This is a genomic window from Flavobacterium sp. Root935 (genome assembly GCF_001429295.1).
GTDB lineage: Bacteria > Bacteroidota > Bacteroidia > Flavobacteriales > Flavobacteriaceae > Flavobacterium.
Genome location: NZ_LMJL01000008.1, coordinates 1191939 through 1207166, shown reverse-complemented (window position 1 = coordinate 1207166; position 15228 = coordinate 1191939). Strand labels below are relative to the sequence as shown.

Genomic DNA, 15228 nt, shown 5'->3' with positions numbered 1-15228 from the left:
CAATACAAAATCAGAAACTTAAAACAGAGCGGCTAAAAATCTTTAACTTAAAAGTCTCCAAATATCTCGTATTTTTGCAAAAAAATAATTCCTCTTGAAAACGAAACTTTTTGTAATTACGCCTCCATTTACCCAACTGAATACTCCGTATCCGGCAACGGCATATATAAAAGGTTTTCTGAATACCAAAAATATCGAATCGGCTCAGGCTGATTTGGGAATTGATGTGATTTTAGAATTGTTTTCGAAAAAGGGATTAATTAATTTGTTTCAAGTTTCAAGTTTCAGGTTTGAAGTTGGAAATGAAGTTTCAGATAATTCCAAAAGAATTTTTGCTTTACAAGACGAATACATCAAGACGATTGATTCTGTAATCCAGTTTTTGCAGGGAAAAAATCCAACTTTGGCATTGCAGATTTGTCAGGAAGATTTTCTGCCAGAAGCTTCTCGTTTTGCACAGTTAGAAGAACTCGATTGGGCTTTTGGAACAATGGGAACACAGGATAAAGCCAAACACTTAGCAACTTTATACCTCGAAGACATTTCAGATTTTATTGTCGAATGTGTCGACGATAATTTTGGTTTCAGCAGATATGCCGAACGTTTAGGCCGAAGTGCAAATTCTTTTGATGAATTGTACGAAGCACTTCAACAGAAACCAACTTATATTGATTCGATTTTGATTTCGCTTTTGAAAGCAAAAATTGAAGCTGTAAAACCAACTTTGTTTTTAATTTCAGTTCCTTTTCCTGGAAATTTATACAGTGCTTTTCGTTGCGCACAATGGGTAAAACAGAATCATCCCGAAATTAAAATTTCGATGGGAGGTGGTTTCCCAAATACAGAATTACGCTCACTTTCTGATAAACGCGTTTTTGAATTTTTCGATTTTATTACGCTAGATGATGGAGAAGTTCCAATTGAAGAATTAATTTTCAACTTACAAAATCCAAATACTGTCACTTCGAGCGAAGTCGAGAAGCGATACAAAAGAACATTTTTATTAGAAAACGGAGAAGTTGTCTATAAAAATAATTCACTAAAACACGACTACAAACAAGCTTACGTAGGAACTCCGGATTATTCAGATCTGCCTTTGGATAAATATATTTCAGTAATTGAAATTGTAAATCCGATGCATAGAATGTGGAGTGACGGACGTTGGAATAAGCTTACAATGGCGCACGGCTGTTATTGGGGAAAATGTACATTCTGCGATATTTCATTAGATTATATAAAAGTCTACGAACCCGTTGCAGCAAGTCTGCTTTGTGATCGAATGGAAGAATTGATCGAACAAACTGGACAAAACGGATTCCATTTTGTTGATGAAGCTGCACCGCCGGCTTTAATGCGTGCTTTGGCGCTTGAAATTCTAAAAAGAAAACTGGCCGTAACCTGGTGGACGAATATTCGCTTTGAAAAAAGTTTTTCAAAAGATTTATGTTTATTGCTAAAAGCTTCTGGTTGTATTGCTGTTTCTGGTGGTTTGGAAGTAGCCTCAGATCGATTATTAAAATTAATTGATAAAGGTGTAACTGTAGAACAGGTCGCGAAAGTGACTCGAAATTTTACTGAAGCCGGAATTATGGTTCATGCGTATTTAATGTACGGATATCCAACGCAGACCATTCAGGAAACAGTTGACAGTCTCGAAATGGTGCGTCAATTGTTTGAAGCAGGAGTTTTACAATCTGGATTTTGGCATCAATTTGCTTTAACAGCTCATAGTCCTGTCGGATTATATCCTGAAAAATTTGGCGTAACCAAAAAAACAGAAGCAATTGGAACTTTTGCCAATAACGATATTGATTACACAGATTCTACAGGAATTAATCATGATAAATTCAGTTTCGGATTAAAGAAATCACTTTTTAATTTCATGCACGGAATCTGTTTTGATTATGAATTGCAAGACTGGTTTGATTTTAAAATTCCGAAAACCAAAATTCATCCCGATTTTATTTTTGATGCACTTCAGGAACAAAATGATTTCAATACAAAACCAAATGCAAAAGTGGTTTGGCTTGGCGGAAAACCATCTGCTGAAATTTTTATAAAATCGAAAAAAGGAAGAAGCTGGGAAATGATGTCTTTAACCTTTCACGATAAAAAAGAAAGTTTCAATATTCAAACCAGCAAAGAAGAAGGGGAGTGGCTGATTTCAATCTTGTCTAAAATTTCAATTTCAAGTGCTAAAAATTATACCTTTCAAGAAGTGAAAAATGATTTCGAAACTTCATTAGAAGATTTCGAATTATTTTGGTATTCTAAACCTATAAATACGCTTCGTGAATTTGGATTATTAGTGCTTTAATACTCCAAACATTCACCATCTTTAGGAATAGACGTTTTTGTTAAAAGCCCATGATCTGAAAGAGCAGATCGTAATTGAAATCTAGTTGTTGGGCAATGATTTAAAGCTTCTAAATGATTGGCAAGAACTTTTCCTGGAGCAAGGGTTGCAAATTTCAAAATGTCATCCATTCGCATTAATAATGGCTGTCCGATATCTAATCGCGCAGTACCGCAGGCGACAATCGAAATATCTGGTTTTAGCTGTGTTAGAACTTTTTCGACATGTTCGGTAAAAATAGTGTCAGAGCTTATATAAATTGATTTTTGATCTGCTAATTCGATAAGAAATCCCATGACATTTCCCATAAGTTTAGAGATAAAACCGTAACCATGAATGGCAGGAATTCCAGTTATTTTTCCGTCTAAAAATTTTTGAGGTTCCCAATATTCTAAAGTTTGAATAACAGTCAGTCCTCTTTGAAGAAGTGCTTTTTCGTCCTTTGAACTGCAGATTACAGGAACACTTTTTCTTCGTAAAAATACTTCGCCGGCTTTATCAATATGATCTGGATGCAAATGAGTAATTAAGCAATGTGTAACTCGGCTTAATATTTCTCGGCTGTTTTTTGGCAGTGCCACCAGCGGATTTCTTTTGGGCTTGTATCTAAAAATAGTAAAAGGCGGAATTGTTTTTCTTTTGCCTAACATTGGGTCCACTAAAATGACATGCTTTTCTGTTTCAATCACCAAAGTAGCATTTCGCAAATGATGTAATTTCATATCAAGGAAATTTAGATATTAAAAATACAAAGTTTTTCGAAAATCTATTTACAGATTTTTCTTTATTTTTAGCAAAATTGTTATCATTTTGTTTATGTATTTACAAGAAGGTTTTCATACCTATTTCATTTATATTCTTACAAATAAAGCGAGATCTGTTTTTTATGTTGGTGTTACAAATAACCTTAAAAATAGATTGTTGAAACATAAAGAAAATATTCTACTTGAGAATAAAACTTTTGTGTCTAACTATAAAGTTGAGTTTTTGCTTTACTATGAAAAATTTAATTGGATTCAGGAAGCAATAGCACGTGAAAAAGAAATTAAAGGATGGAGGAGAGAGAAGAAAATAGCATTAATAAAAACTATGAATCCTGACTTAGATTTTTTAAACTATTAATTTACGAAGAGATTTGATCAGAAAAGGTTTAATAGTTTAGTTTGTCATTCCGACGAAGGAGGAATCTCCATAAGTAACTCGCCAAAGATTTGTCATGACTGTGTATAAACCTTGCGTTAAGTTTTATTTATAGGTAAATTTGAACATTCTGTATGTCATTCCGACGAAGGAGGAATCTCCGCAAGTAGCTCCTCAAAGATTGGTCATAACTTTGCGGAATATTGTCGCGGAGATTCCTCCTTCGTCGGAATGACATACTGTACGATTATATTTCTTAAAACTGGTTATCCAATAGAAAATCGAAACCCAATGCCATGAAGGTTTTCAATTGAGATGCCTTGTTCATTTGCTAATATTTTGCGAAGACGCGAAATAAAAACGTCAAGACTTCTGCCCATAAAATAATCGTCTGTTCCCCACAAAGAGGTTAAGATTTGTTCGCGCTTTAAAACCGAATTTTTATGATCTAGAAAGAGTTTCAATAATTCGGCTTCACGCTGGGTAAGACCTACTTTTTCTTCTTCATTAAAAAGAATAAAATTTTTAGTGTCAAACTGATATTTCCCAACTTCATAAATAGTTTTTACAGGCGCAATATTTTTCTGCGAACGTTTTAAAAAAATCTCAATTTTCAAAAGTAATTCCTCAATACTAAAAGGTTTTACCAAATAATCATCGGCTCCCAGACGTAATCCTTTAATTCGGTCTTCTTTTAAAGTTTTTGCCGAAAGAAAAATGATAGGAATATCAAGATCGATTTTTCTAATAGCTTCTGCCAAATCAAAACCATCCATTTTTGGCATCATAATATCAAAAATGCAGATATCAAAATCTTCTTCTTCAAAAGTTTGCAACGCCGCTTTTCCGTCAGAACAATGAATTACTTCATAATTATTCTGCTCCAAATTATCTTTGGTTAAAAATGCAAGAGTTTCGTCGTCTTCGGCATAAAGTATTTTGAAATTTCTCATTTTTTATAAGGAATTGATAAGGTTATTGTTACTCCTTTTTCAACATTATTTTCGGCTTTTATTTTCCAATTCTGCAGTGAGCAGATTTCTTTTACGTAATATAAACCGAGACCAAATCCGTTGACTTCATTACTTTTCTCGTTCTGAACACGGTAAAATTTATCAAAGATAAAAGATATTTTTTTAGGAGTAATCCCGATTCCATTATCAATAAACTCAAGTTTTAAACAATTTTTATCTTCGGTAATTTTGATTATTACTTCTGGCTTTACGCTGCAGTATTTTACAGCATTATCCAATAAATTATAAACTAAATTAGCAAAATGAAAAGTATCAGTTTCTATTGAATAATCATTCGATGAAGTTTCAATTGTAAAAACAGCATCTGGATATTTTAAATTGATGTTTGAAATTGCTTCTTTAATTATAGGAACAATTAGGATATTCTCTTTTTTAAGTTCTAAAGGAGCATAATCTGCTTTTGCAACATTTAGAATTTTTTCAATATGGCCATTTAACTTATTTCCTTGACTAATAATAATATCGGTATAAGTATATAACTTTTTATCTTCTTTAATTGGCTTTTGCTCAATTAGATATTTAGAAGCGATAAGAATAGATGCCAGAGGCGTTTTAAACTCATGCGTCATGTTATTGATGAAATCACGCTGTAATTCAGAATATTTTTTTTGCTGTAAAAGTTTAAAAATAGAATAAACATAAATCAGTAAAATTAAAATTAACGCCGTTGAAAGGATAAACCAAAAACGCATAGAACTAAATAAATACGTAGTTTCATTAGGAAAACGTACTGCGAAATAATAAACCAGATTTTTATGTTTAGGGAAATAAACAGTTTTTTTGCATTCTGCTTTTTTCTTTGAAAGCGAAATGTAATCACCATAAATCATTTCATCACTCTGGCAATTGTACATCGCATACTCGAAATCGGTAGTGATATTCATTTTTTTGAATTCTGTTTTTAGATAAAATTCCAAAATTTCAGGTTCAAATTCATTATCGACATTTACAATATAATAATCGTTGGATATTTTCTGTACGGGATTCTGTACCGGCAGTTCATGATTTGTTCCTTCATAGAGCTTTTTTGCCACTTCCAGTAAAGCAATATGTGCTTTCTGGCTAAGCTTTTTTTGTTCAATTGTAAAAGCCTCTTTTGTCCATAACAATTGTGCCACCAAAATACTAATGATGGCTACCAATCCTAAGAGAATGATGCTGTTGAGTTTATTAATTTTCAAGAATAAGGAATTTTAAAAGTGTAATATTAATCAATTTTACCCTGAAAATAAGCGATTAACAAGTCATTAACAAACATTTGAAAGCGGTTAACAGCGATTTGGTTTTGTCTGAAATACCTTTGTAATATCAAATTAGAACTATAAACCATTTTAAATATATCCGTTATGAAAATGATTAAAATTTCGATGTTAGCTTTGGCTTTAGGGCTAATGTCTTTTTCGGCGATTGCTCCAGTAAAATCTTTAGTTTCAGAGACTAAAATTTCAGAAACTTCGGCTTCTACAATTACTTGGAAAGCAGAAACAATAGATGTTGGACAAATTCCACAAGGAACTCCAAAGGCAATTGTTTACGAATTTAAAAATACTGGAAAAACAGCTGTTGTGATTACAAACGTTAAAGGATCTTGCGGTTGTACGGCTACAGATTACACCAAAGAACCAATTCAGGCTGGAAAATCTGGAAAAGTTACTGCAACTTACAATGCTGCAAACAAAGGTGCATTTACAAAAACAGTTACTGTAACAACTAGTGCAGAAACAGCACCAAAAATCCTTACTTTAAAAGGTACGGTTATCTAAGAATTTTAATAGGTTGGTTATATGGCAAGCTCCAGACAAGTAATTGTTTGGGGCTTTTTTTATGCAGTTTAATTACTTTTAAAATCAGAAAAAAAGATAAATAAGATTTATTTGCGAAGACTTTGATTTAATAGAATTTTTTCTACTTTTAATAAAAAATTCTGGTATGAAAATTTGGTATTCGCTTATTATTACGGTTGTACTTTTTACTGTTTTTTCGTGTAACTCTAAAGCAGATAAAAAAGAGGAAAATTCGATAAAAACAGTTGAGAAAATTCCAGAATTAAAACTTACAATTGACAGTACTCGCGTTGCTGCATTTTATGAAAGTTATCCGAAACTTTCAAAATTTAAAAGTGATGTAACTTCTTTATATCAAAAAAATAAATCAACTCAATTGTGGCAGGATAATAAAGGCGTTGTAGAATTTGGTAATACTTTATTCAACCAATACAAAAATCTGGATCAAGAAGGATTAAAAGCGAATTTTCCATACAGCGAACAATTGAATCTGGTTTTTGATAATAATGCTGCCAAGAAATTATCAAAGGAAGATACTGATTTACTTCTTTCTAATCTTTATTACTATTATGCCGAAAAAGTATATGGAGGATTTGATGAAAAAACGGTTATTTCTTTAGAATGGCTTTTACCTCGTAAAAAGTTCAATTATCAAGTGCTTTCAGATTCTATCTTTAAAAAATCGACCATTTTAGACGATAAGAAAAGAAAGATGTTCAGCCAATATTATAAACTTCGTGATGCTCTAAAAGAATACAGAGAAATTGAGAAAAAAGGCGGCTGGAAAACCATTGAAACGGGAGAAGATTTTAAAAGTTTAAAATTAGGCGATTCTTCAAATGTTATAGCTCAAATTAGAGAAAGACTTTTTGTAACCAAAGATCTTAAAGAAGATACTAAAAGCGCGGTTTGTGATACGGTTTTAATAAAAGCCATGAAAAACTACGAACTGCGACACGGTTATGCGCCAAAAAACACCATTTTAGCAGAACATATAAACGATTTGAATATTCCAGTTTCTGACAGAATAAAAACCATAATCGCCAATATGGAACGCTGCAGATGGATTGATCCTGAATTGGAAAAAGGGAAAAAATACATCGAAGTAAACATTCCTGAATTTAAATTGTATTTAATTGAGGATGGAAAAATTGCTTTTACTTCGCCTGTTGTTGTGGGTAAAGCGATGACAAAAACTGTAATTTTCAGTGGAATGATGAACAATATTGTTTTTAGTCCGTATTGGAATGTGCCGCCGAGTATTATTGCAAAAGAGATAAAACCAGGAATGGCGAAAGACAAAAACTATCTGCAAAAGAAAAATTTAGAATGGAATAACGGGGCAGTTCGCCAGCTTCCAGGAAAAAATAATTCTTTAGGATTAGTGAAGTTTTTGTTTCCAAATTCAAGCAATATTTATCTGCATGATACGCCTTCTAAGAGTTTGTTCGAAAGAGAAAGCAGAGCTTTCAGCCACGGCTGTGTGCGTGTTGCAAAACCTCGTGAATTGGCAATTGAATTATTAAAGCCAGATCCATCGTGGAATCCTGCCAGAATCGATAAAGCCATGCACGCCGGAAAAGAAAGCTGGTATACGCTTAAGAAAAAAGTTCCCGTTTATATTGGCTATTTTACAGCGTGGGTGGACCGCGAAGGGCAGTTGAATTTCTATAAAGACATTTATCAAAGAGATGAAAGTCTGCTGAAACTACTGACGGAAGAATAAAAGTTTAAATTCCAATTCCAATAATTAGCTGGATAAATTCCAATTTCCAAAAATGGTTTTTTTAAATTTTATTTTATTCAGAATGCAAAAATTGAATCCAGAGATTAATGGATTAAAAAGAATTATAGAAAATGGGTGCTAAGCTCTTAATCTGTGGCGAAAAAATTATTTAGATAAAACATCAATACATTTATAAAAACGTTTGGTGTAATGTTCTGTATCAAGAGCTGTAATCGTAACTTGCTGTGCTTTTCCAGATGAGGCGTGAATAAATTTAGAATGCATTCCGTTGGCTTCGCATATAATTCCAAGGTGGCCAACAATAGTTCTGTCTTTGTAACCGTAAAAAACTAAAATATCACCAACCTTAAAATCTTCAGGTTTTAGAGCTTTTCCCAAATTCTTATAACCGCTTGAACTTCTAGGCAATGTCAATCCAAAATTGCTATACACATAACTTACAAAACCAGAGCAGTCAAAACCGTTTTTCGGATTACTGCCTGCGTACAAGTAAGGTGTTCCTAAATATTGTTTGGCATATGCGATAATAGAATCCCGATCAATTTCGGCTTCAATTTTAGGATATTGAGTTATTTTTTGTTTCTCTTCCCTTTTTACAGTGAAAGAAGAAAGTAAAAAAAGAGGAAGTAAAAAAATATAAAGGATTGATCTCATTTTTTTTAGTCTAATATAAGTTGAAACGTTAAAGATAAACCGTTATTTTATTTTAAAAGAACAAAAACACCCTTTAAAAGTACAAATAGCATTCATTATCCTTCAAATGATGTGTTTATGTGGTGTTTTTTTATTGCATTTTGACATTTTAGTATCTTTCTGTCTAGTTCATTTCAAATATATTTGTGAATCGTATTTATATTTTAACAAATAAATTATGTTTCCCAAAAAAATAGCTCTTTTAATTTCGTTTTTGCTGATTTCGAACGTTTCGACTTCGCAAACTCAAAATTCAAGTAAAACTTTTTTATACCAAGGCCGAATTGATAAACTTCAAAATGATCAAGTCATTTTGATAGGAACCGCTTCTTCGGTTTCGTTTAATTTTATTGGAAATGAATGTTCAATTGCACTTCAGAGTGTAGATTCTTACGAACATCATAATTATGTTCAGTTGGTTTTGGATGGAAAATATATTGGAAAAATCAGGATTGAAAAAGGTGATGTTCAAACATTTCCAATAAAAGTGACTTCAAACAAAAAAGAACATCGTTTAGAAATCTATAAAAATACAGAAGCACAAAGCGGTAATATTTTATTTGCTGGAACAACAGCAAAACTGACTACAATTTCTTTTAAAAAGAAAAAGAAAATCGAATTTATCGGAGATTCTATAACTTGTGGTGCGGCAAGTGATCCGTCTGATATTCCTTGTGATAAGGGAGAATATATGGATCATCACAACAGTTATTATGCATACGGACCAAGGCTTTCCAGAGCTAATGGTATTGATTATTTAATGAGCTGTGTTTCTGGAATCGGAATGTATCGCAACTGGAATGACGAAAACAAAGACGAAGCGATAATGCCGGATATTTATCAGAATTTATATTTAACGAAGGATCCTTCGAAACCTAAATATGATTTTGCTTTTCAGCCAGATATTATCAGTATCGCTTTGGGAACCAATGATTTTTCTGGTGGAGACGGAAAGAAAGAACGTCTGCCTTTTAATCCTGAAAAGTATGTTTCGAATTACATCAATTTCATCAAAATGTTGTACAAACATAATCCGAATGTACAGATTGTAATTACGAATAGTCCAATGGTTGGAGGAGAAAAAGGGGGCGTTTTTGAAGATTGTCTGAATAAAGTTAAAAATGCTTTCGCGAATGATAAAGCGCATAAGCCAATTCAGATTTTCAAATTTAAGCCGATGACTCCCAAAGGTTGTTCAGGACACCCAGATGTAGCAGATCACAAAGTTTTGGCTGATGAATATGCTCCATTTTTAAAAAGCTTATTACATGAAAAATAATATTTATAAGTTTGTCTTCTTTCTATTGATTTCCAGTACTATGATGGCAAACGTTTCGCTCCCGAATATTTTTAGTGATAATATGGTTTTACAGCGCAATTCTGAGGTGAAAATTTGGGGTTGGGCAAATCCAAAAGAAGAAATAAAACTAGTTTCTGGCTGGAATAATCAGGAATATAAAACCGTTGCCAATAATCAGGCAAAATGGGAAATCACGATTAAAACTCCAGAGGCAGGCGGACCTTTTTCTATTTCGATAAAAGGCTACAATGAAGTCATTTTAAAAAATATTTTGATTGGTGAAGTCTGGCTTTGTTCTGGACAATCTAATATGGAAATGTCAGCAAGCTGGGGAATTGACGATGGCGAAGAAGAAATGAAAAATGCCACAAATCCAAATATTCGATTTTTTACCGTTCCGAAATTGACTGCAGAAAGTCCGCAGAATAATTTGCTTGGAAACTGGACAGAATCTACTCCAGAAACCATGAAATATTTTAGTGCGGTAGGTTACTTTTTTGCAAAACACCTTCTCGAAGAGTTAAAAAATGTCCCAATCGGATTAATTTCTTCAAATTGGGGAGGAACTCCAGCTGAAATCTGGATGCCAGAAGACGTGGTTAATAATGATCCACTTTTACTGGAAAATGCCAAAAAACTAAACGAACAAGAATACGGGCCGCGACAACCTGGACGTGCGTATAATGCGATGATTTATCCAATTGTCGGATTTAAAATTGCTGGAACGCTTTGGTATCAGGGAGAATCAAATGTGGGTTCTTTGGTTTATGATAAAACTTTAGGCGCCTTAATTACTTCATGGAGAAAAGAATGGAAAGATGATTTTCCTTTTTATTATGTTCAAATCGCGCCTTTTAAAACTGGAAGTAATAATTTCTCAAATGTTACGGTTAGAGATTCTCAAAGAAAATTATTGAAAGAAGTGTCAAAAACTGGAATGGTCGTTATCAGCGATATTTCGGACACAATTGATATTCATCCAAAAAATAAAAAAGATGTTGGAATTCGTTTGGCCAATTTAGCTCTGGCTGAAACCTATAATGTCAATTCCAATTTGGTTAACGGACCGCTTTTTAGAGAAATTAAAGTAGAGAAAAACAAAGTGGTAGTTTCTTTCAATTATGATGATGGATTGTATTTTAAAGATAAAAAATCAAATCAATTCGAAGTAGCCGGAACAGATGGGGTTTTCTATCCAGCCGAAGCTTCGATTAAAAATAATGAAGTGATTTTGACAAGTAAAAAAGTTGTAAATCCAGCAAAAGTGAGGTTTGCGTGGGGAAATACAATACAGTCAGATTTGTTTAATAAAGCGAATTTACCGGCTTCTTGTTTTACGTCGGAATTTTAGATTTTAGTCCCGAAGCCTCGGGATAGATTTTAGATTTTTTGAGCAATGTTTGTCATCCTGAGGAACGAAGGATCACACTCGGGATTCGCCAAAGATTGGAATATTCTGTGTGGAGTTTGTAGTGCGATTTCTCCTTTCAGTCGAAATGACAAGATTGTGTCTTTTGAAAATGTTTGCGTGAGGGATAGCAGTGGAAAGCCCACAGCCTGACGAAGGAAGTGCGAGGACTTGAAACGGATAGCCCGGCCCGGAGGGACACGCCCAAAAAACTTAGTAGCTCAGAACCTTAAAATCTCAGCATCTTAAAAAAAACTAACTAAACCACACATATGAAAAATAAAAAAATAATAACTATTGGGGTTTTTGCCCTTCTTACGATTGGAAATATGAATGCACAAAAAAAGCCGTATCTGGAAAATAATAAAACTGTTGAGCAGCGCATAGATTTGCTTTTACCGTTGATGACGTTGGAGGAAAAAGTAGGACAGATGAACCAATACAACGGTTTTTGGGACGTAACAGGACCAGCACCAAAAGGCGGAACGGCCGAATTAAAATACGAACATTTAAGAAAAGGATTGGTCGGATCGATGCTGACGGTTCGCGGCGTGAAAGAAGTTCGTGCCGTACAGAAAATTGCAGTTGAAGAAACCAGATTAGGAATTCCGTTGATTATTGGTTTTGACGTTATACATGGTTATAAAACGTTAAGTCCGATTCCGTTGGCAGAAGCTGCGAGTTGGGATTTAGAAGCTATAAAAAAATCAGCAGCAATTGCAGCAGATGAAGCTTCGGCATCTGGGATTAACTGGACTTTTGGACCAAACGTAGATGTCGCAAATGACGCGCGCTGGGGACGTGTGATGGAAGGTGCGGGGGAAGATCCTTATTTAGGAAGTAAAGTGGGTTATGCTAGAGTAAAAGGTTTTCAAGGAGAAACTGTTGCAGATCTTCAGAAAGTAAATACAATTGCGGCTTGTGCGAAACATTTTGCAGCTTACGGTTATGTGGAAGCTGGTTTGGAATATAATATTGTGGATATTAGTAATTCTAAATTGTACAACTCGGTTTTACCACCTTTTGAAGCTACGGTTGAAGCGGGAGTTCGTACGTTTATGAATTCATTTAATACTTTAAATGGCGTTCCGGCAACTGGAAACGCTTTTCTGCAAAGAGATATTTTAAAAGGAAAATGGAAGTTTGACGGATTTGTAATTTCTGATTATGCTTCGATTCGTGAAATGATAGCGCACGGATATGCAAAAGACGAAGCAGATGCAACTGCAAAAGCGGTAGTCGCTGGTTCTGATATGGATATGGAATCGTATTTATATGTGGCAAAATTGGTTGATTTGGTAAAATCTGGAAAAGTGAAAGAAGCTTTGGTTGATGATGCCGTTCGCAGAATTCTACGAGTGAAATTTGAATTGGGATTATTTGATGATCCGTACAGATATTGTGATGAAAAACGCGAAAAAGAAGTTGTGGGAAGTAAAGCCAACAACGACGGCGTTTTGGATATGGCGAAAAAATCAATCGTTTTGTTGAAGAATGAAAAGAATTTACTTCCGCTGAAAAAATCAGGGCAGAAAGTCGCTTTGATCGGAGCTTTAGCAAATGATAAAAATAGTCCGCTAGGAAGCTGGAGAATTGCGGCTGATGATAATACTGCGGTTTCAGTTTTAGAAGGAATGCAGCAATATAAAGGCAATCAGCTAACTTTTGAAAAAGGAGTTGATTTATTAAAACAAAAAGCGACTTTCTTGACAGAAACAGTTTTCAACACCACAGATAAAAGCGGATTTGAAGCAGCTAAAACTGCAGCAAAAAATGCCGATGTTGTTGTAATGGTTTTAGGCGAATATGGTTTCCAAAGCGGTGAGGGAAGAAGCAGAACTGATTTGAATCTTCCAGGTTTACAACAGGAATTATTAGAGGAAATCTATAAAGTGAATCCGAATGTAGTTTTGGTTTTAAATAATGGACGTCCATTGAGTATTCCGTGGGCAGCAGAGAATGTTCCAGCAATTGTAGAAGCTTGGCATTTGGGAACTCAGACTGGAAATGCAGTTGCTCAGGTTTTATATGGAGATTATAATCCAAGTGGAAAATTGCCAATGTCTTTCCCGAGAAATGTGGGGCAAGTGCCAATTTATTATAACAAATACAGTACAGGAAGACCAATTGACAGTGATAAAAATGTTTTTTGGTCGCATTATATGGATGTGGAGAAAACGCCTCAATTTCCTTTCGGTTTTGGATTGAGTTACACGAAATTCGATTATAAAAACTTGAAATTGAATAAAACTGCTTTTGCAAAAGGAGAAAAAGTTGAGGTAAGTGTTGAGGTAACGAATTCAGGAAACTATGATGGAAAAGAAGTGGTGCAATTATATATTCATGATGAATTTGCAAGCATAGTTCGCCCAATAAAAGAATTAAAAGGTTTTGAATTGGTGAATCTTAAAAAGGGTGAAACTAAAACGGTAAATTTTACTTTAACGGATAAAGAACTTGGTTTTTATGATAACGAAGGAAATTATTTAGTTGAGCCAGGAACTTTTAAAATTATGGTTGGAGGAAGCTCTGATAAAGGTTTGCAGGGTGGTTTTGAGATAAAAGAATAGTTTTTTTGAGGTGTAAAGTTGCACAGGTTCAAAGAAGCAAAGGTTTTTTTCGCCACGAATTCACGAATTAATTGTTTAAAAATTCGTGAATTCGTGGCGATTTCATTTTACGATAAAAATCTTCGTGTATTAGTGTCTTCGTGGCAAAACTTCGAGAGTTTTTTGTATTTTTAAAATCTATAAAAACTCCAACCATTAAATTAAAATAATGAAATATAACAGATGTGGAAGAAGCGGATTGTTACTCCCTGAGATTTCTTTAGGATTATGGCATAACTTTGGTTCGGTTGATAATTTTGAAAACGCTGAAAGTATTGCCGTTGAGGCTTTTGATAAAGGAATAACTCATTTTGATTTAGCAAATAATTACGGGCCGGTTCCTGGTTCTGCTGAAGAGAATTTTGGAAAAATACTATGGCATAATTTTCAGGGAAATCTGCGTGATGAAATCGTAATTTCTACCAAAGCGGGTTACACGATGTGGAACGGACCTTATGGAGATTGGGGTTCGAGAAAATATCTGTTGTCTAGTTTAGATCAGAGTTTGAAACGAATGAGTATCGATTATGTTGATATTTTTTATTCGCATCGTCCAGACCCTGAAACGCCAATTGAAGAAACGATGATGGCATTAGATCATGCTGTGAGAAGTGGAAAAGCGTTGTATGTTGGAATCAGTAATTATTCGGCAGAACAAACTCGTGTTGCAGTTGATGTTTTAAAACAATTAGGCACGTCATGTTTAATTCATCAGGCAAAATATTCAATGCTGGAACGTTGGGTAGAAAATGGCTTATTAGATGTTTTAGAAGAAAAAGGAGTTGGCTGTATTGCGTTTTCACCTTTGGCACAAGGACTTTTAACAGACAAATATTTAAAAGGAATTCCAGAAAATTCAAGAGCGCATAACCCAAACGGACATTTGAAAGAAGATGAGGTGACACAAGAAAGAATTCAGAAATTAATTCAGCTGAACGAAATTGCTCAGAATAGAAATCAGTCTTTGGCGCAAATGGCTTTGGCTTGGCTGCAAAAAGACAAACGAATTACATCGGTATTAATTGGCGCAAGTTCTGTAAAGCAATTGTGTAATAATATTGATTGTCTTCAGAATACGGAGTTTTCGAATGATGAGTTAAATGCGATTGAGAAGATTTTATCTTGACTGTATCAAACCTAACAGGTTTTTAAAACCT

At 34.1% G+C, this 15228-nt stretch carries 12 protein-coding genes; 8 read left to right on the top strand and 4 right to left on the bottom strand.

Features of this window, described 5'->3' with window-relative positions; genetic code table 11:
- Positions 1-94 precede the first annotated feature (94 nt).
- Complete coding sequence (locus tag ASE40_RS10325) at positions 95-2317, top strand: B12-binding domain-containing radical SAM protein (protein WP_057116863.1); 2223 nt, start codon at positions 95-97, stop codon at positions 2315-2317.
- On the opposite strand, the gene ASE40_RS10320 is transcribed toward ASE40_RS10325, so the two are convergent.
- A complete protein-coding gene (locus ASE40_RS10320; RefSeq protein WP_057116862.1) occupies positions 2314-3078 on the bottom strand; it encodes an MBL fold metallo-hydrolase in 765 nt (254 codons plus the stop codon). The genes ASE40_RS10325 and ASE40_RS10320 overlap by 4 nt on opposite strands.
- Before the next feature lie 94 nt (positions 3079-3172).
- Between ASE40_RS10320 and ASE40_RS10315 the strand changes: the two genes are divergently transcribed.
- Positions 3173-3478, top strand: coding sequence for a GIY-YIG nuclease family protein (locus ASE40_RS10315; protein ID WP_057116861.1), 306 nt, complete (start codon positions 3173-3175; stop codon positions 3476-3478).
- A 284-nt stretch (positions 3479-3762) separates the two neighbouring features.
- Here ASE40_RS10315 and ASE40_RS10310 read toward each other — a convergent pair whose 3' ends face one another.
- Positions 3763-4449, bottom strand: coding sequence for a response regulator transcription factor (locus tag ASE40_RS10310; protein WP_057116860.1), 687 nt, complete (start codon positions 4447-4449; stop codon positions 3763-3765).
- A complete protein-coding gene (locus ASE40_RS10305) occupies positions 4446-5711 on the bottom strand; it encodes a sensor histidine kinase (protein WP_057116859.1) in 1266 nt (421 codons plus the stop codon). The genes ASE40_RS10310 and ASE40_RS10305 overlap by 4 nt, the downstream gene beginning before the upstream one ends.
- Before the next feature lie 165 nt (positions 5712-5876).
- Here ASE40_RS10305 and ASE40_RS10300 point away from each other — a divergent pair, with 165 nt between their 5' ends.
- Both ASE40_RS10300 and ASE40_RS10295 read left to right on the top strand, forming a co-directional pair.
- Positions 5877-6293 (top strand): DUF1573 domain-containing protein, encoded by a 417-nt coding sequence (locus ASE40_RS10300; protein WP_057116858.1) that lies wholly within the window; start codon positions 5877-5879, stop codon positions 6291-6293.
- 166 nt (positions 6294-6459) lie between these two features.
- Positions 6460-8040, top strand: coding sequence for a murein L,D-transpeptidase (locus ASE40_RS10295; RefSeq protein ID WP_057116857.1), 1581 nt, complete (start codon positions 6460-6462; stop codon positions 8038-8040).
- A 165-nt stretch (positions 8041-8205) separates the two neighbouring features.
- Here the strand turns inward: ASE40_RS10295 and ASE40_RS10290 are convergent, their stop codons facing one another.
- Positions 8206-8715, bottom strand: coding sequence for a C40 family peptidase (locus ASE40_RS10290; RefSeq protein WP_057116856.1), 510 nt, complete (start codon positions 8713-8715; stop codon positions 8206-8208).
- Positions 8716-8932: 217 nt separating this feature from the next.
- Here ASE40_RS10290 and ASE40_RS10285 point away from each other — a divergent pair, with 217 nt between their 5' ends.
- From ASE40_RS10285 to ASE40_RS10270, 4 genes are all read left to right on the top strand, one after another.
- Entirely contained in the window at positions 8933-10033 is a 1101-nt protein-coding gene (locus ASE40_RS10285) for an SGNH/GDSL hydrolase family protein (RefSeq protein ID WP_057116855.1), read from the top strand.
- The gene (locus ASE40_RS10280) at positions 10023-11405 is read left to right on the top strand and encodes a sialate O-acetylesterase (protein ID WP_057116854.1); all 1383 of its coding nucleotides are present in this window, start codon (positions 10023-10025) and stop codon (positions 11403-11405) included. The genes ASE40_RS10285 and ASE40_RS10280 overlap by 11 nt, the downstream gene beginning before the upstream one ends.
- 329 nt (positions 11406-11734) lie before the next feature.
- Positions 11735-14032, top strand: coding sequence for a beta-glucosidase BglX (gene bglX / locus ASE40_RS10275; RefSeq protein WP_057116853.1), 2298 nt, complete (start codon positions 11735-11737; stop codon positions 14030-14032).
- A 208-nt stretch (positions 14033-14240) separates the two neighbouring features.
- Positions 14241-15197 carry an aldo/keto reductase gene (locus ASE40_RS10270; RefSeq protein WP_057116852.1) on the top strand — a complete coding sequence of 319 codons (957 nt, stop codon included), beginning with the start codon at positions 14241-14243 and terminating at the stop codon, positions 15195-15197.
- Positions 15198-15228: the final 31 nt, after the last annotated feature.